Here is a 23329-nt window from a genome sequence, read left to right on the forward strand (position 1 = left end):
AAGGCTTTCAGGGTAAAATGCCGCGCTTCCCCAAACTCGGGTCCGCCGATGCTCCGCATCCAGGCTGAAGCTCTCACCTACGACGACGTCTCGCTCGTCCCCGCTCATTCGATCGTCCTGCCCAAGGATGTCAGCCTGGAAACCCGGCTGACCCGCGATCTGCGTCTGAAGCTGCCGATCCTGTCGGCCGCGATGGACACGGTGACCGAGCACCGCCTGGCGGTGGCCATGGCACAGCTGGGCGGCATCGGCATCATCCACAAGAACCTGACCCCTGCCCAGCAGGCGGCCGAAGTGGCCAAGGTCAAGAAGTTCGAGTCCGGCGTGATCACCGAGCCGTTTACGGTGAGCCCGGACACCACGATCGGCGAAGTGATTGCGCTGACGCGTGCACGCAACATCTCCGGCGTGCCGGTGGTGGACGGCAGCGAACTGGTCGGCATCGTCACCAGTCGCGACATGCGTTTCGAAAAGAAGCTCGACGATCCGGTCCGCCACATCATGACCAAGAAGGATCGCCTGATCACCGTGCGCGAAGGCGCCAGCGATGAGGAAGTGCTTGAGCTACTGCATCGCAATCGTATCGAAAAGATCCTGGTGGTCAACGACAGCTTCGAGCTGCGCGGCCTGATCACGGTCAAGGACATCCAGAAGAAGACCGACAACCCCAACGCCGCCAAGGATTCGTCCACGCGTCTGTTGGTCGGTGCGGCAGTCGGTGTGGGCGGCGATACCGAACAGCGTATCGAACTGCTCGCTGCTGCCGGCGTTGACGTGGTCATCGTCGATACCGCGCATGGCCATTCGCAGGGCGTGATCGACCGTGTGGCTTGGGTCAAGAAGACTTATCCGCACCTGCAGGTGATCGGCGGCAACATCGTCACCGGCGATGCAGCGCTGGCGTTGATGGATGCCGGCGCCGATGCGGTCAAGGTTGGCGTAGGTCCGGGTTCGATCTGCACCACGCGCGTGGTTGCAGGTGTGGGCGTGCCGCAGATCACCGCGGTAGACATGGTGGCCGAAGCGCTGCAGGACCGCATTCCGTTGATCGCCGACGGCGGCATCCGCTACTCCGGCGACATCGGCAAGGCGCTGGTGGCGGGTGCGTCCACGGTGATGGTCGGCGGTCTGCTGGCCGGCACCGAAGAAGCGCCTGGCGAAGTCGAGTTGTTCCAGGGCCGCAGCTACAAGAGCTACCGCGGCATGGGCAGCCTGGGCGCGATGGAGAAGGGGTCCAAGGACCGCTATTTCCAGGATTCCAGCGACGCCGACAAGCTGGTGCCGGAAGGTATCGAAGGCCGTGTGCCGTATCGCGGCTCGGTCGGCGGCATCATTCATCAGCTCATCGGTGGCCTGCGCGCCACCATGGGCTATGTGGGCTGCGCTACTATCGAAGAGATGCGCACCAAGCCGAAGTTCGTCAAGATCACCGGCGCCGGCCAGCGTGAGAGCCACGTCCACGACGTGCAGATCACCAAGGAACCGCCGAACTATCGGGCGGGGTAATTCGAATGTGGAAGGCATCGCTCGCCTATCTTGCGGTCATCTCGGCAATGACCGTGGTGGCGCTGGGATTGCTGGCGGTGTCTTCAGTGTTGTATCGCTGGACGTTCTTCGCGTTGATGTATCTGTTGGTGGCATCGGCCCCGGTGCTGTTGGCATTTGGCGCCACCGTACACCTGCAGCGCGTGGTGGTGCGCGTCGCGTCGGCAACACTGCTGGCCAGTGCGCTCTACGGCTTGCTCTACCTGATGATGGGAACGCTTTTGTTGTGGCCGGGAGTGCTCTGCGCTCCGCTGCTTGTTCTTTTCCTGGAGTGGCGCCGAGCGCGCCGCCTTCGCCCTGCGAGTAACGATGTCCAGCCTGCATAACGACAAGATCCTCATCCTCGATTTCGGCGCGCAGTACACGCAGTTGATCGCGCGGCGCATCCGCGAAATCGGCGTGTACTGCGAGATCTGGGCCTGGGATCATGATCCGTCCGAGATTGCCGGGTTCGGGGCCAAGGGCATCATTCTGTCCGGTGGCCCGGAATCGACCACCTTGCCGGGGGCGCCGGTCGCGCCGCAGCAAGTGTTCGACAGCGGCTTGCCGGTCTTCGGTATCTGCTACGGCATGCAGACGTTAGCTGCGCAGCTGGGCGGCGCCACCGAAGCGGCCGACCAACGCGAATTCGGCCATGCCGAGGTGGATGTCGTCGCGGCCGATGCACTGTTTTCCGGCTTGACCGACCATGCCGGCGCCTCGCGTTTGAACGTGTGGATGAGCCACGGCGATCACGTGTCGCAGGTGCCGCCCGGCTTCACGATTACTGCCGTGACCGACCGCATTCCGGTGGCGGCGATGTCCAACGAGGACAAGCGCTGGTACGGCGTGCAGTTCCATCCGGAAGTGACGCACACGCTGCAGGGCCAGACCTTGCTGCGCCGCTTTGTGGTCGATGTCTGCGGCTGCCAGACCCTGTGGACGGCGGCCAACATCATCGACGACCAGATCGCGCGCGTGCGCGAACAGGTGGGCGATGACGAAGTGATTCTCGGATTGTCCGGCGGTGTGGATTCGTCGGTGGTCGCGGCGCTGTTGCATAAGGCGATCGGCGACAAGCTGACCTGCGTGTTCGTCGACACCGGCCTGCTGCGCTGGCAGGAAGGCGACCAGGTGATGGCGATGTTCGCCGAGCACATGGGCGTGAAGGTGATCCGCGTCAATGCGGCGGACCGCTATTTCGCCAAGCTCGAAGGCGTGAGCGATCCGGAAGCCAAGCGCAAGATCATCGGCAACCTGTTCGTGGATATCTTCGACGAAGAATCCAACAAGCTGGCCAATGCCAAGTGGCTGGCGCAGGGCACGATCTATCCGGACGTGATCGAGTCGGCCGGCAGCAAGACCGGCAAGGCGCACGTGATCAAGAGCCACCACAATGTGGGCGGCCTGCCGGAACACATGAAGCTTGGCCTGGTCGAGCCGCTGCGCGAACTGTTCAAGGACGAAGTGCGTCGCCTCGGCGTCGAACTCGGCCTGCCGCGCACCATGGTCTATCGCCATCCGTTCCCGGGCCCGGGCCTGGGCGTGCGCATCCTGGGCGAAGTGAAGCGCGAATACGCCGAACTGTTGGCCAAGGCCGATGCGATCTTCATCGACGAGCTGCGCAAGGCCGATCTGTACGACAAGACCAGCCAGGCATTTGCAGTGTTTTTGCCGGTGAAATCCGTCGGCGTGGTCGGCGATGCGCGTGCGTACGAATGGGTGATCGCACTGCGTGCGGTGGAGACCATCGACTTCATGACCGCGCATTGGGCGCACCTGCCGTACGACTTCCTCGGTACGGTGAGCAACCGCATCATCAACGAACTGCGCGGCGTCTCGCGGGTGGTCTACGACATCTCCGGCAAGCCGCCGGCGACGATCGAGTGGGAGTGAGTGAGGTCCTTCGGGACTTTTGGCTAGCAATGCATTGCGCGACGTATTGATTGCAACACCATGCGTCGCGGCAGCTCTGGTTGACGGGCGCTGACAGATTGGTGGAGAAGGCGCCGATAAAAACCGGCGGCCGGATCGTGGAACTGCATCCGGTCGTGCAAGCGCGTGTAGGTCATTACCCGCCTTATCGGACAAGCGCAGCCGCCAGCACACGTGCTGCCGCAGTCAGGCTCGGAAGTCCTCCGGCAGCACGGAAACAATCACGCGTCCCACTCTGCCAGCCGTCTCCGCGTGGCGGTGCGCGGCAGCGATGTCGGCGAATGCGAATCTGGCATCGACCGGCACGGTGAAGCGTCCTTGCGCGCTCGCGAAGAGCAGATCTTCGATCAATGCGCGTGTGGCCGGCTCACCCATGACCGGGCCCAAGAAGCAGCCGGTGAGCGTCAGCCGATGCACGAGAAGAACGCCGGCATCGATCGGCGTATTGAAGCCACCAATCACCCCGACCATCACGGCGCGGCCTCCGTCTGCCAGTGCCAGCAGCCCGTCCGTCAGCGCATCGCCTCCGATCGTGTCGATCAGCAAATCTGCGCCACGCCCATCGGTCATTTCACGCAGCTGCTGGCTGGTTGGTCGATCGCCGATGACGATGGCATCGGATAGGCCCATCGGCCTGAGCTTTTCCAGACGTTCGCGGCTGCGTGAGGTGCCGATCACGCGCGCGCCCTTGGCTGCTGCAATCTGCACTGCGGCGTTGCCGACGCCGCCTGTCGCACCGGTGATCAGGACGGTGTCGCCGGAACTCACGTTGCCTAGTTGAAGCGCCAGCGCCGCCGTGCCTGGCCCACAGGGAATCGCCGCGGCAACTCCCATGTCGAGGCCGTCGGGAATCGCAAAGGTGGTTGCGGCTGGCGCAACGCGCAGTTCGGCGTGCGAGCCGTCGAAGGCAAAGCTAGTCACCCGCTGCCCGACACGTAACCCGCTGACGGCGCGGCCCAGGGCAACAATCACTCCAGCGGCTGCGTAGCCGGGAATGCCGGGATACCGCGTTCGGCCCGTCCGCCGATCCGCAAGATCGCCGCCTTCGATGCTGATCGCCGCCACGCGGATCAGCACGTCCGCATCGCCCGGACGTGGGTCCGGCAGTTCGGCAATGCGAAAGGATTCGGGTGCGCCGCCCGCATCGAACACCGCGGCTCTCATGCCTCAACTCCCGCAGGCGGGCGACCGCAAATCGCGATGACCGCAGCATGCACGATGCCGGTCAATTCCTCGCGCCCACTGCCGGTACGCGCCCGCACCGCCAAGGTCTGCAGCATGGCGGATGCGACGGCGGCGGCAGATGCGGGATCGACGCCTCTGTTCAACTCCTCTTGCGAGCGTTCGAAGCGCTCACGGAAGGCGAGATCGACACCTTCGACATAGCTTGCCGCCACGGTGCGCGTCTCGGGGTCGCGAAGCGACTCGGTGACCGCCGTGCAGACGACGAAGCAACCGCGCGCTCCCATCTCGCCGGCTAGCGTGCTCTCTGCCGCAGCAAGAAAAAAGCTGCGCAGCACCTCGTGCAGTGGGCCATCGCTGCCCATGTGCTGGCGAACCCCGTCTACGGACCACGCTTTGTTTTCCTCAAGTGCGCGCAGGTAGAGCGCGTGCTTGTCGCCAAACGTCGCGTAGAGGCTAGGGCGGTTGAGCCCCGTTGCGGCAGCGAGCTCGTCTAGCGAAGTCGCGGCGTAGCCATGGTTCCAGAACACATCGCGCGCACGTTCCAGCACGGTGGCCTCGTCGAATTTCCGTGGGCGCCCGCGGGGCCGCACGGGACCTTCGGTTTTTTTATGTACCATTTCGCAAAAAATCCTTGTCGGCACGATTTATGTTCGATATAGTACAAAAACACGGACGCGCTGTCATCGCCATCCGGCCCGTCGTATCCAGCTGCCGGTTCCCCGGCAATCCGCATCCACCGACCCAGTGCTCAAGGAATTGAAATGCAGCAATACCCTGTTTATGAGAACCCGTACGACGCCCTCCATATCGATGCCGAGATAGTCCTGAACCTGCATGCGGTCACGCTCGGCGAGAACAGTCTGTCGGCTTACGTTGCAAGTCTTTCCCCCTATGCCGCCAAGTTGCAGGCGTATTTTCGGATGTTCGGTATCAAGCATGAGCTCGTTTCGGTGCCGGTCCCGGACGTTGGCCCACGCGGCAAAGTGCCCTTCATCAGCGTCGGCGACACCCGGATCGCCGACAGCAGCCTCATCATCGACTATCTCAAGGGCACGCTCGGCGACCCCGATGCACACCTGAGCGCAGAGCAGAAAGCGCTCGGCCAAGTAGTGCAGGGCACGCTCGAAGACCATCTCTACTGGATCATCATCTATTACGAGTTCTTCGACCAAGGCGGCTGGGACTTCTTGCTGAAGACCATGGTTGGCGATCCGACGGCACTGCCGGAAGAGATCCAGGAAGCGCTCAAGACGCGTCGCGAAGACTTCCGCAAGCGCTGCTTCGATCAAGGCATTGCGCGCTTCACCGAAGCGGAGATCATCGACAAGGCAAAGAAGGACCTGAGTGCGATCGACGTGCTGATCGGCGACAAGCGCTTCCTGCTCGGCAGCGATCGCGCCAGTTCCTATGACGCGGTGGTCTTTGGTTTCACCCAAGCGTTCTTCCAGGCGCACGGTCTGCACCCTGAGATCACCGATTACGCCCGCACGCTTCCGAACCTGGGGCGCTTCATCGCCACCGTCACGGCGCAGTGGTACCCAGAGCTGAAGCTGGCCTTCCAGCCCAGCTAACCACATCGCTTGCCTCGTGGGCGCAGCATGCTCTGCGTCCATCAGGAAGACGATGGCGCGCAGTCGCGCAGTCGCATCGATGGGCGGCATCCCCGCCCATTACGCTACCGATGACACACTCCCATCTTGAATCAGGAGCTGCGCCATGAGCAATCGCTTTTGAGGCGCGTTGATGTGGTGTGGCAAGCGGGCATGCGCCGTGTTGGATGACGCGCATGCTGTTGGCACCTGCAGTGGCTAGTCCGATCACCCAGTGCCGTCTGCAGAGGAGTAGGGCAGGCCGATGTCGCCACGGCTCCCGTCACCTGTATCGTCGACTGTGCGCGGATGATCGCGAATACGTTGCTGCTGCAGTGCTGCATCGAGTCTGACGGCGTTTTCTTCGGCAGCGGGTGCGGCCCCCATGATGGTCGAGCATGGGTTTGGCGACCCCTATCAACAAGCGCCGGGCTCGATCATCAAATTTCATCACTCTTTACCCATCGCAGGCATTGGAATGAATCTTTGGTTTCGCCTGATGGTCTTGTTCGTGACAAGTCTGTTCCGGCCGCGGATGCAGGTGCGCTCAGACGTGTCGCGTCTCAGATTGCGCGTGCTCCCGAACGACATCGATGCCAACCTGCATATGACCAATGGGCGCTACTGGACGATCTTCGATCTCGGGCGGTTGGACATGGTGCTGCGTACCGGCCTAGCCAAGGTAGCGGTGCGAGCGAAGTGGGCGCCGATTGTTGGTTCGGGAGCCATCCAGTTTCGAAGGGAACTCAAGCCCTTCCACGCATTCGATCTTGAAACACGGCTCATCGGCTGGAGCGGAACCCGCCTGATCGTCGAGCAGCGGATACTTACCGGATCGGACAGAACCCTGGCTGCCAGAGGGCTGCTGCTGATCGGTTTCTATGACCGCGGTAACCGAGCATTCGTGAAGGCAGAAACCGTGCTGCAGTCGATCGGCGTGGTGGATACAACATCACCGCCGCTGGGCGATGCGGCCAATGCATTGCTAGCCGCCGACGCTGCCCTCAAATCGGAGATCGACGACTGGACAGAGCGACGCTGACCGAGCTTGATGGGGAGAACAAAGACGCGGTGCGGGCGAGACAACGCAATCGCGAGGCATCGCATGACAATGGGCTTAGACCAGCTGGAATTCCACCGCCATTGCGCGTAGCGCAGCCGATGGTAGGCCACGGCGCACAGCCCAGTTGCATCGAGAGTCAATAAACGCAGACTGCGCCTGCAGCGTTGCTGTTCGCCAGCGTCGCGAGCACACAAAAAAAAGAGCGCCAGGCGCTCGTCGGTGTCGATCGGAATCATTTGGGGCAATGCGTCGAAGGCCGCTTAAATGAGATGAAGCATGCGCAGCCCGTGGCGTCGCATGCAGCAACAGCGAGCTGAAACGATCAGCTCGCCATCGATCCTGCTCAACGCACCCTGGCTAACGCCGTACGTGCGTCGGCCATGAACTTCTGCGCTTCCTGCGGTGTGGCCAGGTTGGCGCCGAGCTGGCTGAGCACCTGCTCGATATCGCTGGACGCGTCCCAGGCTTCGTCGCAGAGCATGCCGGCGATGGGGCCGAGATAGTTCAGCGCGACTTTTTCCAATGCATCGCGTACGCGATCGTCCGGCGCGCCGGCACTGGCGTTGCCTGACGGCGCGGGTGCTGGCGCGGCGGCTGCGACCGGTGAAGCCGCCACCGGCGCGGGTGCCACGGGTGCGCGCGCCGGGGCAGGGGCGCCGCCCAGATCCTGTTCGAAGCCGCCCATCAACCACTGGCGCGAGTCTTCGCTCAGCAACGACGGCTTGCCCATGCCGGCACCGGGGTCCACCTGGAAGCGGGCCTTCGCGGCACCGACCATGGTGAGGCGTTGCACCGCCTCATCATTGCGCAGCATGCGAAAGACCACTTCTTCGATCTGTCCGGCGTTGAGGCGGACGATGCAGGAATGGTTTTCTTCGGTGACGACAAACAGAAAGCCGGACGCCTTCTTCAATGCCAACGCCCTGAGCTCGCGCAGGACATCGATCAGCGGACGGAATTCATTGGACATGGCGTCTTCCTTGCATCATCTGGTACGAAATCGGGTGAAGCGGCTCAGCGTTTGCTGAGGCGCTCCATGGCCAACCGGACACTGTTGGACAGGCGGGAGATGGCGCGCGCCAGGGTACCAATTTCATCCTTGAGGTTGACCTCTTCGATGGTGTGGTTCCACTTGCCCAGGCTCAGTTCTTCGGCCACGGTGGTCAGATGCTGGATGGGGCGCAACACGCGGCTCCAGATCAGCGCCCACTGCAGGCCAAGCAACAGTGCGCAAACCAACAGGCCGATGCCGGCGATCCACAGCGACTGACGCACGATCACGCCATTGACGTCGCTCTTGGGATACGCCGAGACCAGGGTGAAGCCCCAATCCGGCACTTCCTGCTTGGTCACGACCCAGTCGTCCGGGCTTTCCTTGACGATGCGCTCGATGGTGGCGGTGTCGGTGGTGGCACCGGTGGTGGACTGAAAGCGCAGTTTGTTCTTGCTGTCGAACACGGCGATGAAGCCGGAATCGAGCACGCGACGGCTGCTGACCACGTTTTCCAGGGCCTGGGTGTCGGCCTTGTAGCCGACGTACCAGGCGCCGATGACGCGCTTGTCGTTGCCGGCAAAGATCGGCTCGTAGCCGGTGACGTACGGGTTGCCGAGGATGTCGACCACGCCGTAGAAGCTTTCGCCGTTACGCAGCTTGGCCGCGGCCTGGCCGTTGGGATCGAGCACGGTGCCGATGGCGCGGCTGCCGTCTTCCTTCTTGACGTTGGTGGAGATACGCACGAACTCATCGCCGGTGCGCGAGAACAGCGTCGCGGTGCCTTCGTGGATCGCGGTGACGTCGTCCAGCATGGTGAAGGAATTCGCCTGCGGGCGCTGGCCCAGCAGCAGGTCGCTGGCGCTGCGGTCGGCGACGCGGATGTCGCTGCCCATGCTCGGGGCGCCCTGTGCATTGGCTTCCTTGCGCAGCTGGCGCATCGAGGAATTGACGCGGTCGAGCATCATCGAGCGGGTGACCGCGAACAAGGTCTGCAAGGACACCGACTGGCGCTCGATCGCGTCGCCGGTTTCGAACTTGACCCGGTTCGCTTCGGTAATGGCCAGAATGACCGTGAGTGCCACCACCACAACCAGCACCAAGGCCAGCACCGGCAACAGCAGGCGCACCCGCAAAGAGTGACGAAGCATCGCAATTCCCCTGAACGCGTTTAAATGATTGAATCGAGTGCCGCCGCAGCGCAGTGCAGCGGTCGGACCTAGCCGTTATCGGCTGCCAGACAAGATGCTGAAGCGGCCCCCATGCCGCTTGGCGGTGCATAAGATAGCTCAAGCCGATCGATTTGAGAGTGCGTGTCGATCGCGTCGTGCGCCTTGCGTTCAAGAATGGTGGACTGGGTTGCAATGTGGCTGATGGTGGGTGCGGTGGGCGGTTTGAGGTGGCTGTCCTTGGGGCAATCGAACACCGACGCGTCTTTGCAGGGCCCGGTGGCCGCTGTTACCGAGCCGCGGCAGCCGGAGGACGCGCAGTTTGGGGGGCGACCACCCGGATGCGCCATCCGCCTGGCCATGGGCATGGCCAGCGGTCAGCGGCCAGCCACTCAGGTTTCCAGCGACAGGATCCCGCGGCGCAAGGCAACGGTGACCGCATGGGTGCGATCGCGCACGCCGAGCTTGGCCAGGATGTTCTTCATGTGTGCCTTGACCGTCTCTTCGGAAATGCTCAAGGCGTTGCCGATCTGTTTGTTGGAACACCCGGTCGCGACCAGACTCAGCACTTCGGTCTCGCGGGCGGACAGCGCGTCGTCGAGCACGTGGGCGGCGATGTTTTCGGCCACCGATGCCGGAACATGCCGGCGCTGGCCACGCCGCACGTCGCGGATGGTGTCGACCAGCTCGCGGCGCAATGCGCTCTTGAGAAGGTAGCCGCAGGCGCCGGCCTGCAGTGCGCGCACCGCACGCACATCGCCGGTATAGGTGGTCAGCACGATGACCTTGGCGGTGGGATCGACGCGGCGGATACGCTGGATGGCTTCGACGCCATCCACGCGCGGCATCTGCAGATCCATCAGCACCACATCCGGGCGCAGGCTGGCGTAGCAAGCCACTGCCTGTTCGCCATCTTCGGCTTCGCCGACCACGCGCATGTCGTGTTCGGCGGTCAGCATGGCGCTGAGACCGTCGCGCAGCAGCGGATGATCGTCTACCACCAGTACGTCGGTCGGTTTGACCATCTCAGCCATTGGAGCTCTCCGTGGATTGTGCAGGTCGAAATGGCCACCACCAGCGCGGTGGCGTTGCATAGGCGGTACGGGCGGGAAGCATGATCTGGATTTCGGTGCCGCTGCCCGGACGCGACCACAACTGCATCTTGGCGCCGATGCGTTGCGCGCGTTCCTGCATGCCGGTCAGCCCCCAGTGCCCGGTGCGCGCTTGGCCATGCAGCACGTCCGGGTCCAGGCCGCAGCCATCGTCGCGGATGCGCAGCACGAAGTCACGTGAACCGTAACGCAGTTCCAGCGTGATCTGCGCGGCGTCGGCGTGGCGATCGGCATTGGCCAACGCTTCGCGGCCAAGCTGGAACAGTTCGTCGGCCACCATCGGGCGCAGCGCCACCGGGCGACCCTCCACCGAGACCTGCAGCTCGGCCGCAGGCGGGGGCATGGTGGCATCGCGCGAGCGCTGCAATGCGGCGGCCAGATCCTGGCGCAGCGAGTAACTGTCGCGCAGGCCGTTGACGCGGTCGCGGCCTTCGACCAGTGCGTTTTCGGCCAGATCGACCGCCTGCTCCAGTTCCAGCCGGCGCGGGTCGTTGCCGGGCAACGAGCGACTGGCGGCATGCAGCCGCAGGATCAGCCCCTGGGTGCCCTGTAACAAGGTGTCGTGCAACTCGCGGGCGATGCGTTCGCGTTCGCGGTAACGCTCTTCCAGCCGCGCGCGCAGGCGTCCGGCAACGTGCCGGGTGCGCATGCGCCAGCTGATCGCAAGCGTCAGCAGCAAGGCCAGCGCGACGCACACCTTGAATTGCCAGGTCTGCACGAAGGCCGCCTCGATCACGAAGTCCAGCGTGTCGCCGCGCTCGTTCCACACGCCATCGTTGTTGGCGGCGGCAATGCGGAAGCGGTAACGGCCGGGCGTGAGGTTGGTATAGAACGCCTCGTTACGATTGCCGGCGTCCTGCCATTGCGCGTCCACGCCTTCCAGCCGGTAGCGAAAGCGCACGCGCTCGGGGCGGGTGAGGCTGACCGCGTCGTAGCCGATGCGCAGGCGGTGGGTCCATTGAGGCAGGCGCAGTCCAGCCGTGCGCGGGTAGGGGCGGTCGTTGGCAACCACTTCGGTGATGAAGACCTCCGGCGCGGTGGGGTTGCGGTAGGTCTGTTCGGGATCCAGCCAGGCCAGGCCCTGGTTGGTGGTGAACCACAGCAGGCCGTCGTCGGCAGCGATGGCCGTGGGGACCGGCGTGGCCTGCTGGGCGACACCGGGTAGCCCGTCCATGATGTCGTACAGGCGCAGGACCGGGCTGGCCACGCCCGATTGCACGCTGCTCAGCAGCGCGCGTTGACTGATCTGCACCACGCCGCGGTTGCCGTTCAACCACAAGGTGCCGTGGCGGTCCTGCACGACGCCGGTGATGCCTTGCAGGAGCGGATTGGTTTGATCGGGCACCTGTCGGAAACGGCCATCGGTGCCCAGCGCTGCCAGCCCGGTTTCGCCGGCGACCAGGGTGAGCGACGGGCGTTGCCAGATGGCGGTGATCGGCCCCACCGACAGGCCATCTTCGGCGCTGTAGTGCGTCAACTGCCTGCTCCGCAGCAAGCGCACATCGCCTTTGATGGTGCCCACCCACATGCCGCCATTCTGCGTATTGGCGAGCACCGTGCACGGGGTGTCCTGCAGATTGGCCAGTGGCTGCCAGGCGCTGCCATCGAATGCGTAGGGGCCGCTCGCATCCGGGCAGACCCAGGGATGGTTGCGGCTGTCCACCACGAAGGCGCGGATGGCGCCGGTCGTCAGGCCGAGCGGCAGCGTCACGGGCTGCGCGCGGCCGGCCTGCAGGCGCAGCAGGGCGTGCTCGCCAAGTACCCAGCCGTTGGTGGTCGCTGGCACATCCAGGATGTGGGTGGACGCACCATGCTGCAGGCCTGCGACGCGATCGCGGCTCAACGCCAGCAGCCGGCCATCGCGCAGGCTGGTCAGGAGCGGGCGTGCAGACGTGCCAGGTGCGGGATTGAAAGTCGCCACGGCCATTGCCTGGCCCGGCAGCAACGGCGCCAGCGGCAGCAACGCGCGATGCCGGAACCGGTTGAGGCCCAGATTGGTGCCGGCCCACAAATTGCCTTCGCGGTCTTCGAGCAACGGGCCGGCGGTGGCCGAGGTCAGCCCCTGCACCGGTCCGAAGCGCTCCAGCACCGGCGTGGGCGAAGTGGGCAAGGCAATCCGGAACAGGCCATGCGCCGCGTAGTCGCTGCCCCACAGCGCGCCGTCGCGCATGAAGCGGATGCGCCGCGCGAATAACCCGGGAAATTGCGGCCGGGCACGCGCCGCTGCGGGCAGCACGTTGCCTTGCGCATCGGTCAACGCAAACACGCCGCGGTACGGGTCTGCGACCCAGATCGCACCGTCCGGGCTCTCGGCCATGGTGACGTATACACCCACCTGCTGACCGCTGGGTTCGAACCGCTTGGCGCCAGACCGCAACGACAGAATCTGCGTACCGTCGCTGACCCATAGCGTGCCGCGCACATCGCGCAGCAACCAATGCGCGCGTTCGGCGGTGTACCCCCAGTCGGCACCGGCACGCTGCCAGCGCTGGCCATCGAACCAGCACAAACCGCCATCGATGGCCGCCCACCAGCGTCCACTGCCATCGTGCTCGATGCGGAACACCATGCCGTCGGGCACGTCCTTGCCCGGGCGGAAGTGCGTGAGGTGGCCGTCCGCGAGGCGATCGATGCCGGCGTTGAAGTAGCCGATCCAGGCGGTGTCGTCCGGCGCCAGCGCCAGCACGGTCATGTTGTGCGACGCGTAGGCCTCGCCATCCGGCGGCGCCTGCCGCGCGAAGTGGTCGCCATCGAACTGAAACAGACCGAAGCCGGTTGCCAACCACAACGGCCCGGCGTCGGCTTGCTGGATATCCCAGATGTCGGCCGGTGCGCCGCGTTCGGTGCTCCAGGCGGTGTGGTGGAATTGCAGCAGTCCCGCACGGGTGGCGGCGATGCCTTCGGCGCGCACGGGCGGGCATGCCCACCAGCAACTGCACATCACAACGATCACCGCCGCGCACAGGCGAAACAGCAGGGGGGATCGGATGACGGGCTCATGCGGCATCGCAGCATTGTCGGGCGAGATCGGGGGAAGCACCACCACCTCTTTCGGGGGAGGGACGTGGGACAGCAAATCGGGTAAGGCTGGAGTACGCAAGGACTGGCGCATCGCGTCGGGCGCGCGCCGTCGCGACGCAGTGTGCGCTGCGTGGCGTCCCTAATGTTGGTGGCAGCATTCGATCGGCGCAGGAACGTTGCTTGTGTACGGCGTGGTGTTGTGCGGTGGGGTTCGCTTGGCCCCCTGCGGTGTGTCGATGCCGACCTGGACGCTGCAACGCATACAGCATCAGGGATGCGCGCTATCGCCGGTGTGCCGGCATGCACGCGTGGTGCATGTCGCATCGATGCAGGCGTGAGGTCCGGTGCCAGGTTGTCGCAGCGGCATGTGACTCACCCTAAAGAGTGAGCGATCCGCCTCACCATCAGGGGTGGGGCGATACGGATGTTCGCCGCACCATGGCGACATTCCCCGCCGGAGACGCCACATGGCAAGTCTGATTGCCGCTGGTCGCCCCGATCTGCAGGCAGGCAACGTGCGCGCACTGCATGCCCCACGCGTACGTGCTGTTGCAAGAGCACTGCAGTACATCGACACACATCTGTACGAGCCCATCGGCGTGACCCAACTGGCCGGCGCCGCCTGCATGAGCCGTTTCCATTTCGCACGCGTGTTTCGCGACGCGATTGGCGCCAGCCCGATGGAGTATCTGCGGCGGCGTCGGCTCGAACGCGCACAGGCGATGCTGCGCGAAGGCCGCCACACCATCAGCCAGATTGCCACCGATCTGTGCTTCTTCGATCAAAGCCATTTCGTGCGCAGCTTCCGCAACGCCACAGGGTGCACGCCGGCACGCTTTGCCGCGCAAGTGGCGAACGTTACCTGCACCGCGACACCCGCACCGCGTGCACATCGGCACAACGCTCATTCCTTCTCAACACCCATGGAGCATCACGCATGACCACTGCCACTGCCGTCCCCGGTAAATCCCTGTTGTCGCCCGCCGATCACGCGCTGATCCTGATCGACCATCAATCGCAGATGGCCTTCGCCACGCACACCATCGACATCTCGGCGCTGCGCAACAACGTGTCGTTGATTGCCAAGGGCGCCAAAGGCTTCAAAGTGCCGGTGATTTTGACCACGGTTGCAGAAAAGTCGTTCTCCGGTCCGCTGTTTCCCGAGTTGCCGGAGATCTTTGCCGGCGAGCCGGTGTTCGACCGCACCAGCATGAATGCCTGGGAAGACCAGGGCGTGATCGATCGCGTCAACGCCATCGGCAAGCAGCGGCTGGTGATTGCCGGGCTGTGGACCAGCGTGTGCATCGTCGGCCCGACGCTGTCGGCGATCGAGCAGGGGTTTGAGGTGTACGTCATCACCGACGCCTGCGGCGATGTCAGCGACGAAGCGCATGAGCGTGCAGTGACGCGCATGGTGCAGGCCGGCGCTGCGCCCATCACCAGCGTGCAGTACCTGCTGGAATTGCAGCGCGATTGGGCGCGTAGCGACACCTACGACCTCACCACCGGCATCGCACGTGCGCATGCAGGCGGCTACGGCATCGGCATTCAATACGCCAAGACCATGTTCGGCGCGCAGGAAGGCGGGCATTGAACGCATCGGCACCACGCGGCAACGCCGGCCTTGCGTCGGCGTTGTTGATGCTGCGCATTGCCGGCGGCGGCTTCCTGCTGCCGCATGGCCTGGGCAAGTTGCTGGGATGGTTCGGTGGTCCGGGGCTGCCTGGATTCGCTGCTGAATTGCAGCAATTCGGCTTTCCGTCTGCAGCACCGTTGCCGTTGCTGCTGGCCTTGGTGCAGACGCTCTCCGGGCTGGCGGTATTGCTGGGTCTATGGACGCGTGCCAGTGCCGCGCTGGCAGCGGTGTTCATCGCTACCACTGTGGTGGTGGCCGTGCCGAAGGGCTGGTTCTGGATGCACGGTGGCATGGAGTACCCGCTGATGTGGTTGCTGGTGTTGCTGGCCCTGGTCGCTGCCGGCGGTGGCGCGTGGTCGCTGGATGGGCTGCGCAAGCGTGGTGCCGCATGAGCGGCGCACCAAATGATCACGATGCCGGGCGGCGCCTGTGGATGCAGGGCGCTGCGGCCGGTCTTGCGTTGGGCGCCTTGCCCGGCACTTCGTCTGCTTCAAGGAAATCTCCGATGGTCGATCTTGTCGTTCGCAATGCGCGCATCACCACGCTGGATCCTCGTCAGCCCAGCGCCACTGCCATTGCAATGGCCGATGGGCGCATCGTGGCGGTGGGCGACGACGCGCAGATCATGGCGCTGGCAAACGGTGCCCGCAGCATCGATGCACAAGGCCGACGCCTGCTGCCCGGACTCAATGACAGCCACACCCATCTGATCCGCGGCGGACTCAACTACAACCTGGAACTGCGCTGGGATGGCGTCCGTTCGCTTGCCGATGCCATGGCGATGTTGAAGGCGCAGGTCGACCGCACGCCAGCGCCGCAATGGGTGCGCGTGGTCGGTGGCTTCAGCGCGCATCAGTTTGTCGAAAAGCGCCTGCCCACCCTGGACGAAATCAACGCCATCGCACCGGATACGCCGGTATTTCTGCTGCATCTCTACGACCGCGCCTTGCTCAACCGCGCGGCCTTGCGCGCCTGTGGCTACGACAAGGCCACTCCAGATCCGCCCGGCGGGCGCATCGAGCGCGACAAGTTAGGCAATCCCACCGGCTTGTTGCTGGCCAAACCCAATGCCCTGATTCTCTACGCCAGCCTGGCCAAGGGCCCGCGCCTGCCGCTGGAGTACCAGGCCAATTCCACGCGTCATTTCATGCGCGAACTCAACCGGCTGGGCATCACTTCGGTGATCGATGCCGGCGGTGGTTTCCAGAATTATCCGGAGGACTACCAGGTCATCGAGCAGCTACATGCGGCCGACCAATTGAGCGTACGTATTGCCTATAACCTGTTCACTCAGAACAAGGGCAAGGAAGTCGACGACTTCCGCGGCTGGACCGAGATGCTGCCGGTGCGCAAGGGTGACGATCTGCTGCGGCACAACGGCGCCGGCGAAATGCTGGTGTTTTCCGCGGCGGATTTCGAGCAGTTCAGCGAGCCGCGCCCGGAGCTGCCGCCGGAGCTGGAGCCCGAACTGGAGCAGGTGGTGCGGCTGCTGGTCGAAAAACGCTGGCCGTTCCGTATCCATGCCACCTATGACGAAAGCATCGAACGCATTCTCGATGTCTACGAAAAGGTCAACGCCGACATTCCGTTCGATGGCCTGCATTGGTTTATCGACCACGCCGAAACCATCACACCACGCAATATCGATCGCATTCGTGCATTGAACGGCGGCATCGCCGTGCAACATCGCATGGCGTATCAGGGCGAAGCGTTTGTCGAACGCTACGGCGTGCAGGCTGCGCGGCACACACCGCCGGTACGTCGCATGCTGGCCGCCGGCGTGCCGGTGGGCGCCGGCACCGATGCGACGCGTGTTGCCAGTTACAACCCGTGGGTGGCGTTGTCGTGGCTGGTCACCGGACGCACGGTGGGCGGCCTGGCCCTGTACGGCGAAGAGAATCTGCTCGACCGTGAGCAAGCGTTGCGGCTGTGGACGCAGGGCAGCGCATGGTTCTCTGGCGACGAGAGCAACAAGGGCACGCTGGCGGCGGGGCAACTGGCCGATTTCATCGTGCTATCGGACGACTACTTCCGTGTCGATGATGCCGCCATTGCCGACATCACCAGCGTACTGACCGTGTTGGGTGGGCGCGTGGTGCATGGCGATGGCGACTTTGCCGCGCTGGCACCGACCTTGCCGCCGGCCATGCCGGACTGGTCGCCGGTCAATCGGTTCGGCGGCTATCACGTGGGCGGTGCGGTCAGCGGCCTTGCCAGTGCCGCGCATGTGCACACGCACGGCCACGGGTGTCGCGCGCACGGGCCGCATGGACATGCAGCGCAGCATGCTGCGCCCAGCGATGATTTGCGCGGCTTCTGGGGCGCATTGGGTTGCGCGTGTTTCGCGTTCTGAGATCGGCACTGTCTCGATGCGCCTGCCGGCGCATCTCATACCGTCACCTTGTTTGTTTCACCCCGTCAACTGGAGCTTTGCCGCGATGACTTCTTCTGCCGCACCCGCCGATGGCGGTGCCTGGGCGCCGCTGCGCGAGCCGATCTTTCGTGCGTTATGGCTGGCCATTTTAGGCAGCAACATCGGCACCTGGATCAATGATGTCGCCGCGTCCTGGGTGATGGCCGAACAGACCGGCTCGCCATTGATGGTGGCGGCCGTGCAATCGGCCACCACTCTGCCGGTGGTGTTGTTCGCGCTGGTGGCCGGCACGTTGGCCGACATCGTCGACCGCCGTCGCTACCTGATGTTCACCCAGGGCTGGATGTTGCTGGTGGCCGGCGTTTTGGCCTTGCTGTCGCATCTGCAGTTGCTCACCCCGTGGGTGTTAGTGGCATTGACCTTTGCGATGGGCATGGGCGCAGCGATGGCAATGCCCGCGCAGGCGGCGATCGTGTCGGAGCTGGTGCCGCGGCCGATGCTGGCCTCGGCGGTGGCGCTCAATTCGATCGGCATGAACATCGCCCGCTCGATCGGCCCGGCGGTGGGCGGCCTGATCGTGGCGCAATTCGGGCCGCCGTGGGCATTTCTGCTCAATGGCGTGACCTTCGGATTGATGCTGGTGGTGTTGTGGCGTTGGCGCCGCGATGCGCATGCGTCTGCATTGCCGCCAGAGAGCTTCGGCGCAGGCCTGCGTGCCGGCCTGCGCTATGCCGCGCGCGCCGGGCGCCTGCAGGCGGTACTGATCAAGGCCGCCGGGTTCTTCCTGTTCGCCAGCGCGTTGACCGCATTGCTGCCGTTAGTGGTCCGTCGCGACATGCAGCTGGGTGCCGGCAGTTATGGCGTGTTGTTGGGCTGCATCGGCATCGGTGCGATCAGTGGCGCCTTGCTGCTGCCACGCCTGCGTGCGCGCTACGACCGTGACCTGCTGGTGTTTGTGGCCACCCTCGTGTGTGCGGCGTCGTTACTGGGGCTGGCGTTGTCGCGTCAGATCGGTGTGCTGTGCGTGGTGATGGTGGTCAACGGCCTGGCGTGGATCACGGTGCTGTCGTCCTTGCAGATCGCCGCGCAAACGGCGGTGCCTGCCTGGGTACGCGCACGTGCGTTGTCGCTGTACATCGTGGTGTTTTCCGCGGGCATGGCGTCGGGTTCGCTGGTCTGGGGCGCGCTGGCGCAGCGCACCTCAATCGCGACCGCCTTGCAGATCGCTGCCGTTGGTGCGGTGATCGCTGCGGTGCTGGTCAAGCGTGCGCGCATTGCTGGCACCGAGCAGCTGGACCTTGCCCCCGGCGGGCATTGGCCTGCACCGGCGCAATCGGATGCGGTCGAGCACGATCGCGGTCCGGTGCTGGTGACGGTCGAATACCGCATCGCTGCCGAAGCACGCGTCACCTTTTTGCAGTTGATGACGCAGCTGGGCAACGCACGGCGTCGTGATGGCGCGGTGGTCTGGGGCATTGCCGAAGACGCCGCCACGCCCGGCGTGCAACTGGAATACTTCATCGTCGCCTCGTGGCTGGAACATCTGCGCCAGCACGAGCGCGTCACCGGCGACGACCGCCAGTTGCAGGAGCAGATCCGCGCACTGCATCAAGGCGAACGCGCACCCGTGGTCCGTCACTTCGTCGGCGGCGGCGGTGTCGCGTTACCGCCGCATGCGCATTCGGATATCTGAGTACTTCCACGCGACACGCATAATCGGCCTGGCACTGACATGGCCAGTGATTTGGGCTGCGAGCGGCGGGAATTCCGTCGCCCGCAGCCATCGCGTTTGTGGGTGCATTGCTGGTGCTGGCAATGAACCGGGATTACGCATTGCTGGAGCATTTTCTGGCTAAGCGGGCTGCGCGCAATCTCATTCCTTGCAACGGCCAGATTTGCAGCAAGGTCGGGTAGGGCAGAGCGATGCAAAAGTCTTGCATTGGTCGACGTATCGTTTGCGTTGCTGATCAGCATTGGATGCAGATTGCTTGACCCGGAGCTGCCGGCACTGCAACGCCGACCGGCGCGGTGCTGGTGGTTGCGATGATTGGCGGTTTCATTCTGCCCAGCTGGGTGTTGCGCCAGATCGTGACTTGCGCGTCCACGCATGAGCGTGGTCGGTTGACCTTTGTTGTGCTCACGCTGGGAAGGTGACGCGTTGCCACCTCGCTTGCTGGCTCGGTATCTTTTCGAGCGCAGCACAGGTCCTCGGCTCGCCTGCGATCCATCCACGACGCGCGGTGATGCCATGCACTTCCGCGCGAATGGCAACAGGCCTATCGACACAAACGCTGCTACCCTCATCACCACGCATCCATGCGTACCAAAACAAAAGGCCGACTCTCACGAGCCGGCCTTTGTCTTAAGTATTGAAGCGAGAATCAGCTCTTGGCGAAGGCCAGCAGATCCTTGTTGAACTGATCGGCGTGGGTGATGGTCAACCCGTGCGGCGCGCCAGCGTAGATCTTCAGCTCGGCATTCTTGATGATCTTGGCCGACAATTTGCCCGACGCATCGATCGGCACGATCTGGTCGTCGTCGCCATGCACCACCAGCGCCGGCACATCGATCTTCTTCAGGTCGGCGGTGTAATCGACCTCGGAGAATTCCTTGATGCAGTCGTACTGGCCCTTGTGGCCGCCCAGCATGCCCTGCAGCCAGAACGAATCGCGCATACCTTGGGTGACCTTGTTGCCATCACGGTTGGCACCGAAGAACGGCGTGGTCAGGTCCTGATAGAACTGCGAGCGGTCCTTGGCTACGCCGTCGCGGATACCGTCGAACACGCTCATCGGCAGGCCACCGGGATTGGTCGGGCTATTGACCATCTGCGGCGGCACCGCGCCCACCAACACCACCTTGGCCACGCGCTTGCTGCCATGGCGGCCAACGTAATGCGCCACTTCGCCACCGCCGGTGGAATGGCCAACCAGGATCGCGTCTTTCAGATCCAGCGCGTCGATCACGGCGGCCAGATCGTCGGCGTAGGTGTCCATATCGTTACCGTCCCAGGTCTGCGAAGAGCGGCCATGGCTGCGGCGGTCGTGCGCGATCACGCGATACCCGTGCTGACCCATGAACAGCATCTGCGGGTCCCACGCATCGGCGCTGAGCGGCCAGCCATGTGCGAAGACGACCGGCTGGCCCTTGCCCCAATCCTTGTAGAAAATGTTGGCGCCGTCGGGGCGTTTGACGAAATTGGACATCGAGTTGACTCCGTGAGTGGACGAGTGGGGCGGGGTGGCAGCGGGGGCGCGTGCGGGAGCTGCGGCGGTGGCGAACGCGGGCAACGACAACGCTGCCACGGCGACCGTGCCGGTGATGAGAAAGCTGCGGCGTCCGGCGTCGGCCGGATGCGCCTCGAACGGATCCATGGAACCTCCTGTGGGCGAGGGGCATGCAGCCCGGCGGTCGCACGATGCGGTGCGCATCATGCTGGCGCGCGACCGCGCCGCGCAGCGCGAGGCAGGCCACGGGCGTGCCGGTGCATGCGAGCAGTAGACCGCCTGCGTCGCAGTGCAGATTGCATCTGCGTGCGCTCTATAAAAGTTATCGGCAACGCTGCGGATCAGGTTGTTTGTTGTAGCCGATCCAACGTTGTGGATCTGCCCGCACTACAAGCGCAATTTTGGCGAATCGCGGCGCTGCGCGACGCGTCCGCGTGCATCGATATCGGGCTCTGCAACGCGCGATGACGCGGCAATGCATCGACGCCCGGCTCTGCAACGTGCGACAGGCCGGCATCCCATCGAGCGGGCATGCTGCGCCCTACGCTCAATGCAGCGCGGTGTCCCACAGCAGCTTGCCGTTCAATACAACGATCACCGCCGCAAGCACCCAGGCCGTGCGCACCAGCCAGGCCGGTGCCACCAGCGCGCCCATCAATGTTCGGTCCGAGACAAAGCGCACCAACGGGATCACCGCAAACGGCAATTGCATTGACAGCACCACCTGGCTCAGCACCAACAGCCGCGCGGTGCCGGCCTCGCCGTACAACCAGGTCACCACGACCACCGGAACGATGGCGATGCCGCGGGTGAGCAAGCGGCGCAGCCACGGTGGCAAGCGCAATTGCAGAAAGCCTTCCATCACGATCTGCCCGGCCAACGTCGCGGTGACCGTCGAGTTGACGCCCGAAGCAAGCAGGGCGACCGCAAACAAGGTCGAGGCTAACCCCACGCCCAGCATCGGCGCGAGTAAGGCATGCGCCTGTTCGATTTCCTGTACATCGGTGCGGCCCTGCGCATGAAACACCGCAGCAGCCAGGATCAGGATCGAGGCGTTGATAAACAACGCGAACATCAGCGCCACCGTGCTGTCGGTGACGGCCCAGCGCAACGCCGAGCGGCGTCCCGCGTCATCGCGCGGGTAGGCGCGCGTCTGCACAATCGAGGAATGCAGATACAGGTTATGCGGCATCACGGTGGCGCCGATGATGCCGATGGCCAGGTACAGCGCCTGCGGGTCGGTGACCACTTGCGCACGCGGAATGAACCCGCCCAGCACTGCGGCGATCGGCGGTGCCGCCAAGGCGATCTGGATACCGAAGCACGCGAAGATGATCAGCAGCAACGCCATCACAAATGCTTCCAGCGCACGGAAGCCGCGATTCATCAGCAACAGCACCAGCACCACGTCGATCGCGGTAATGATCGCGCCCACGGTCAGCGGAATGCCGAACAACAACTTCAATGCGATCGCGGTGCCGATCACTTCGGCAAGATCGCAGGCGATGATCGCCAGCTCGCACAGTCCCCACAGCGCCAGGTTCACGCCACGTGGGTAGCGTGCACGGCAGGCCTGTGCCAGATCCAGCCCGGTGGCGATACCCAGACGCGCCGACAGGCTCTGCAACACGATCGCCATGACGTTGGACAGCAGGATCACCGACAGCAGCAGGTAGCCGAACTGCGAGCCGCCGGCCAGATCGGTGGCCCAGTTGCCCGGGTCCATGTAGCCCACCGACACCATGTAGCCCGGGCCCAGAAAGGCCAGCAGCCGGAACCACCAATGGCCGTTCTTGGGCACGGCAACGCTGGCGTGATGATCGCCCAGCCCACCATTGGTGGAGGCGGGCGATCGCGCGGAGGCAACGGTGTCGACGGACATGCAGGGCGGCGGGTTGGGGGGCGTCGGATGGATGATATAGCAAGTGCTATGCTATTGAGCATTGGCAAACTCAATCGTATTGATCGGCTGCGTGCTTCACACTACGCATCCCGGCACCTATGCCGGATGCGACGAAGAGGATGCGGGTGGGCAAGAGCGAAAAGCTGGAGGCGGCCACGCCGTCCCTGATCGATGCGCAGGTGCATATGGAGAGCTTCCGCCAGGTGCGCGAAGCGCGCCGTGCCGAGCTGGTCGAGGACTATGTGGAGCTGATCTCCGATCTATTGGTCGACGGCGGCGAAGCGCGGCAGGTCGATATCGCCGCGCGCCTGGGCGTGGCTCAGCCCACCGTGGCCAAGATGCTCAAGCGCCTGGTCCGCGACGGCTGGGTCGTGCAGCGCCCGTACCGCGGTGTGTTCCTGACCCCGGCCGGGGAGGCGTTGGCGGCTTCCAGCCGGCAGCGGCATCAGATTGTCGAGCGCTTCCTGCTCGCACTCGGCATCGACGAAGCCACCGCGCGTCGCGATGCGGAAGGCATCGAACACCATGTCAGCGAGGCGACCGTTGCCGCATTCGCCGCGTTTCTCGACCGCCAGGGCGGCAAGGCGAAGTGAGTGTGCC

18 protein-coding genes and 1 pseudogene are annotated in these 23329 nt (G+C 64.3%); 11 read left to right on the forward strand and 8 right to left on the reverse strand.

Annotation, left to right across the window (positions count from 1 at the left end):
• Positions 1 to 48: 48 nt before the first annotated feature.
• Genes guaB through guaA form a run of 3 tightly spaced genes read left to right on the forward strand, consistent with a single transcriptional unit; the run spans position 49 to position 3420 of the window.
• On the forward strand, positions 49 to 1506 hold the full coding sequence (gene guaB / locus RQH86_RS03385) for an IMP dehydrogenase (RefSeq protein ID WP_311238204.1): 1458 nt from the start codon (positions 49 to 51) through the stop codon (positions 1504 to 1506).
• A gap of 5 nt (positions 1507 to 1511) precedes the next feature.
• Positions 1512 to 1871: a hypothetical protein gene (locus tag RQH86_RS03390; RefSeq protein ID WP_311238205.1), complete on the forward strand. Its 360-nt coding sequence runs from the start codon at positions 1512 to 1514 to the stop codon at positions 1869 to 1871.
• Entirely contained in the window at positions 1855 to 3420 is a 1566-nt protein-coding gene (gene guaA / locus RQH86_RS03395) for a glutamine-hydrolyzing GMP synthase (protein ID WP_311238206.1), read from the forward strand. Before RQH86_RS03390 ends, guaA begins: the two co-directional genes overlap by 17 nt.
• A gap of 225 nt (positions 3421 to 3645) precedes the next feature.
• On the opposite strand, the gene RQH86_RS03400 is transcribed toward guaA, so the two are convergent.
• Both RQH86_RS03400 and RQH86_RS03405 read right to left on the reverse strand, forming a co-directional pair.
• Positions 3646 to 4611, reverse strand: coding sequence for a zinc-binding dehydrogenase (locus tag RQH86_RS03400; protein WP_311238207.1), 966 nt, complete (start codon positions 4609 to 4611; stop codon positions 3646 to 3648).
• Between the two features lie 8 nt (positions 4612 to 4619).
• Positions 4620 to 5261 (reverse strand): TetR/AcrR family transcriptional regulator, encoded by a 642-nt coding sequence (locus RQH86_RS03405; RefSeq protein WP_311238208.1) that lies wholly within the window; start codon positions 5259 to 5261, stop codon positions 4620 to 4622.
• 144 nt (positions 5262 to 5405) lie between these two features.
• Between RQH86_RS03405 and RQH86_RS03410 the strand changes: the two genes are divergently transcribed.
• On the forward strand, positions 5406 to 6215 hold the full coding sequence (locus RQH86_RS03410) for a glutathione S-transferase family protein (protein ID WP_311238209.1): 810 nt from the start codon (positions 5406 to 5408) through the stop codon (positions 6213 to 6215).
• A 496-nt stretch (positions 6216 to 6711) separates the two neighbouring features.
• The gene (locus RQH86_RS03415) at positions 6712 to 7275 is read left to right on the forward strand and encodes a thioesterase family protein (protein WP_311238299.1); all 564 of its coding nucleotides are present in this window, start codon (positions 6712 to 6714) and stop codon (positions 7273 to 7275) included.
• 364 nt (positions 7276 to 7639) lie between these two features.
• On the opposite strand, the gene RQH86_RS03420 is transcribed toward RQH86_RS03415, so the two are convergent.
• From RQH86_RS03420 to RQH86_RS03435, 4 genes are all read right to left on the reverse strand, one after another.
• Positions 7640 to 8266, reverse strand: a complete 627-nt coding sequence (locus RQH86_RS03420; RefSeq protein ID WP_311238210.1) for a hypothetical protein — start codon at positions 8264 to 8266, stop codon at positions 7640 to 7642.
• Between the two features lie 44 nt (positions 8267 to 8310).
• Positions 8311 to 9438, reverse strand: coding sequence for a Cache 3/Cache 2 fusion domain-containing protein (locus RQH86_RS03425; RefSeq protein WP_311238211.1), 1128 nt, complete (start codon positions 9436 to 9438; stop codon positions 8311 to 8313).
• Positions 9439 to 9848: 410 nt separating this feature from the next.
• Entirely contained in the window at positions 9849 to 10490 is a 642-nt protein-coding gene (locus RQH86_RS03430; RefSeq protein ID WP_055854030.1) for a response regulator transcription factor, read from the reverse strand.
• Positions 10483 to 13575, reverse strand: a complete 3093-nt coding sequence (locus RQH86_RS03435) for a triple tyrosine motif-containing protein (RefSeq protein ID WP_311238300.1) — start codon at positions 13573 to 13575, stop codon at positions 10483 to 10485. The genes RQH86_RS03430 and RQH86_RS03435 overlap by 8 nt, the downstream gene beginning before the upstream one ends.
• 481 nt (positions 13576 to 14056) lie before the next feature.
• On the opposite strand from RQH86_RS03435, the pseudogene RQH86_RS03440 reads away from it, so the two are divergent.
• The 5 genes and pseudogenes from RQH86_RS03440 to RQH86_RS03460 all read left to right on the forward strand — a co-directional run.
• Positions 14057 to 14443, forward strand: a pseudogene (locus tag RQH86_RS03440) (AraC family transcriptional regulator); the annotation flags it as partial.
• A gap of 83 nt (positions 14444 to 14526) precedes the next feature.
• On the forward strand, positions 14527 to 15183 hold the full coding sequence (locus RQH86_RS03445) for a hydrolase (RefSeq protein ID WP_055854039.1): 657 nt from the start codon (positions 14527 to 14529) through the stop codon (positions 15181 to 15183).
• A complete protein-coding gene (locus RQH86_RS03450; protein WP_115553875.1) occupies positions 15180 to 15617 on the forward strand; it encodes a DoxX family protein in 438 nt (145 codons plus the stop codon). Before RQH86_RS03445 ends, RQH86_RS03450 begins: the two co-directional genes overlap by 4 nt.
• Positions 15618 to 15730: 113 nt before the next feature.
• The gene (locus tag RQH86_RS03455; protein ID WP_311238212.1) at positions 15731 to 17578 is read left to right on the forward strand and encodes an amidohydrolase; all 1848 of its coding nucleotides are present in this window, start codon (positions 15731 to 15733) and stop codon (positions 17576 to 17578) included.
• Positions 17579 to 17663: 85 nt separating this feature from the next.
• Positions 17664 to 19292, forward strand: a complete 1629-nt coding sequence (locus RQH86_RS03460) for an MFS transporter (RefSeq protein ID WP_311238213.1) — start codon at positions 17664 to 17666, stop codon at positions 19290 to 19292.
• Positions 19293 to 19980: 688 nt separating this feature from the next.
• On the opposite strand, the gene RQH86_RS03465 is transcribed toward RQH86_RS03460, so the two are convergent.
• Positions 19981 to 20805 (reverse strand): alpha/beta hydrolase, encoded by an 825-nt coding sequence (locus tag RQH86_RS03465; protein WP_311238301.1) that lies wholly within the window; start codon positions 20803 to 20805, stop codon positions 19981 to 19983.
• 568 nt (positions 20806 to 21373) lie between these two features.
• The gene (locus RQH86_RS03470) at positions 21374 to 22708 is read right to left on the reverse strand and encodes an Nramp family divalent metal transporter (protein ID WP_311238214.1); all 1335 of its coding nucleotides are present in this window, start codon (positions 22706 to 22708) and stop codon (positions 21374 to 21376) included.
• Between the two features lie 146 nt (positions 22709 to 22854).
• Here RQH86_RS03470 and mntR point away from each other — a divergent pair, with 146 nt between their 5' ends.
• Positions 22855 to 23322 carry a manganese-binding transcriptional regulator MntR gene (mntR, locus tag RQH86_RS03475; RefSeq protein ID WP_055854570.1) on the forward strand — a complete coding sequence of 156 codons (468 nt, stop codon included), beginning with the start codon at positions 22855 to 22857 and terminating at the stop codon, positions 23320 to 23322.
• Positions 23323 to 23329: the final 7 nt, after the last annotated feature.

This window comes from Xanthomonas sp. WCS2018Noco2-27 (assembly GCF_031843525.1).
Lineage (GTDB): Bacteria > Pseudomonadota > Gammaproteobacteria > Xanthomonadales > Xanthomonadaceae > Xanthomonas.

Bases quoted from the DNA above. Each gene is read 5' to 3' on its own strand.
- guaB (WP_311238204.1), top strand. From the start codon at position 49: ATGCTCCGCATCCAGGCTGAAGCTCTCACCTACGACGACGTCTCGCTC.
- RQH86_RS03390 (WP_311238205.1), top strand. From the start codon at position 1,512: ATGTGGAAGGCATCGCTCGCCTATCTTGCGGTCATCTCGGCAATGACC.
- guaA (WP_311238206.1), top strand. From the start codon at position 1,855: ATGTCCAGCCTGCATAACGACAAGATCCTCATCCTCGATTTCGGCGCG.
- RQH86_RS03405 (WP_311238208.1), bottom strand. From the start codon at position 5,261: ATGGTACATAAAAAAACCGAAGGTCCCGTGCGGCCCCGCGGGCGCCCA.
- RQH86_RS03410 (WP_311238209.1), top strand. From the start codon at position 5,406: ATGCAGCAATACCCTGTTTATGAGAACCCGTACGACGCCCTCCATATC.
- RQH86_RS03415 (WP_311238299.1), top strand. From the start codon at position 6,712: ATGAATCTTTGGTTTCGCCTGATGGTCTTGTTCGTGACAAGTCTGTTC.
- RQH86_RS03420 (WP_311238210.1), bottom strand. From the start codon at position 8,266: ATGTCCAATGAATTCCGTCCGCTGATCGATGTCCTGCGCGAGCTCAGG.
- RQH86_RS03425 (WP_311238211.1), bottom strand. From the start codon at position 9,438: ATGCTTCGTCACTCTTTGCGGGTGCGCCTGCTGTTGCCGGTGCTGGCC.
- RQH86_RS03430 (WP_055854030.1), bottom strand. From the start codon at position 10,490: ATGGCTGAGATGGTCAAACCGACCGACGTACTGGTGGTAGACGATCAT.
- RQH86_RS03435 (WP_311238300.1), bottom strand. From the start codon at position 13,575: ATGCCGCATGAGCCCGTCATCCGATCCCCCCTGCTGTTTCGCCTGTGC.
- RQH86_RS03445 (WP_055854039.1), top strand. From the start codon at position 14,527: ATGACCACTGCCACTGCCGTCCCCGGTAAATCCCTGTTGTCGCCCGCC.
- RQH86_RS03455 (WP_311238212.1), top strand. From the start codon at position 15,731: ATGGTCGATCTTGTCGTTCGCAATGCGCGCATCACCACGCTGGATCCT.
- RQH86_RS03460 (WP_311238213.1), top strand. From the start codon at position 17,664: ATGACTTCTTCTGCCGCACCCGCCGATGGCGGTGCCTGGGCGCCGCTG.
- RQH86_RS03465 (WP_311238301.1), bottom strand. From the start codon at position 20,805: ATGTCCAATTTCGTCAAACGCCCCGACGGCGCCAACATTTTCTACAAG.
- RQH86_RS03470 (WP_311238214.1), bottom strand. From the start codon at position 22,708: ATGTCCGTCGACACCGTTGCCTCCGCGCGATCGCCCGCCTCCACCAAT.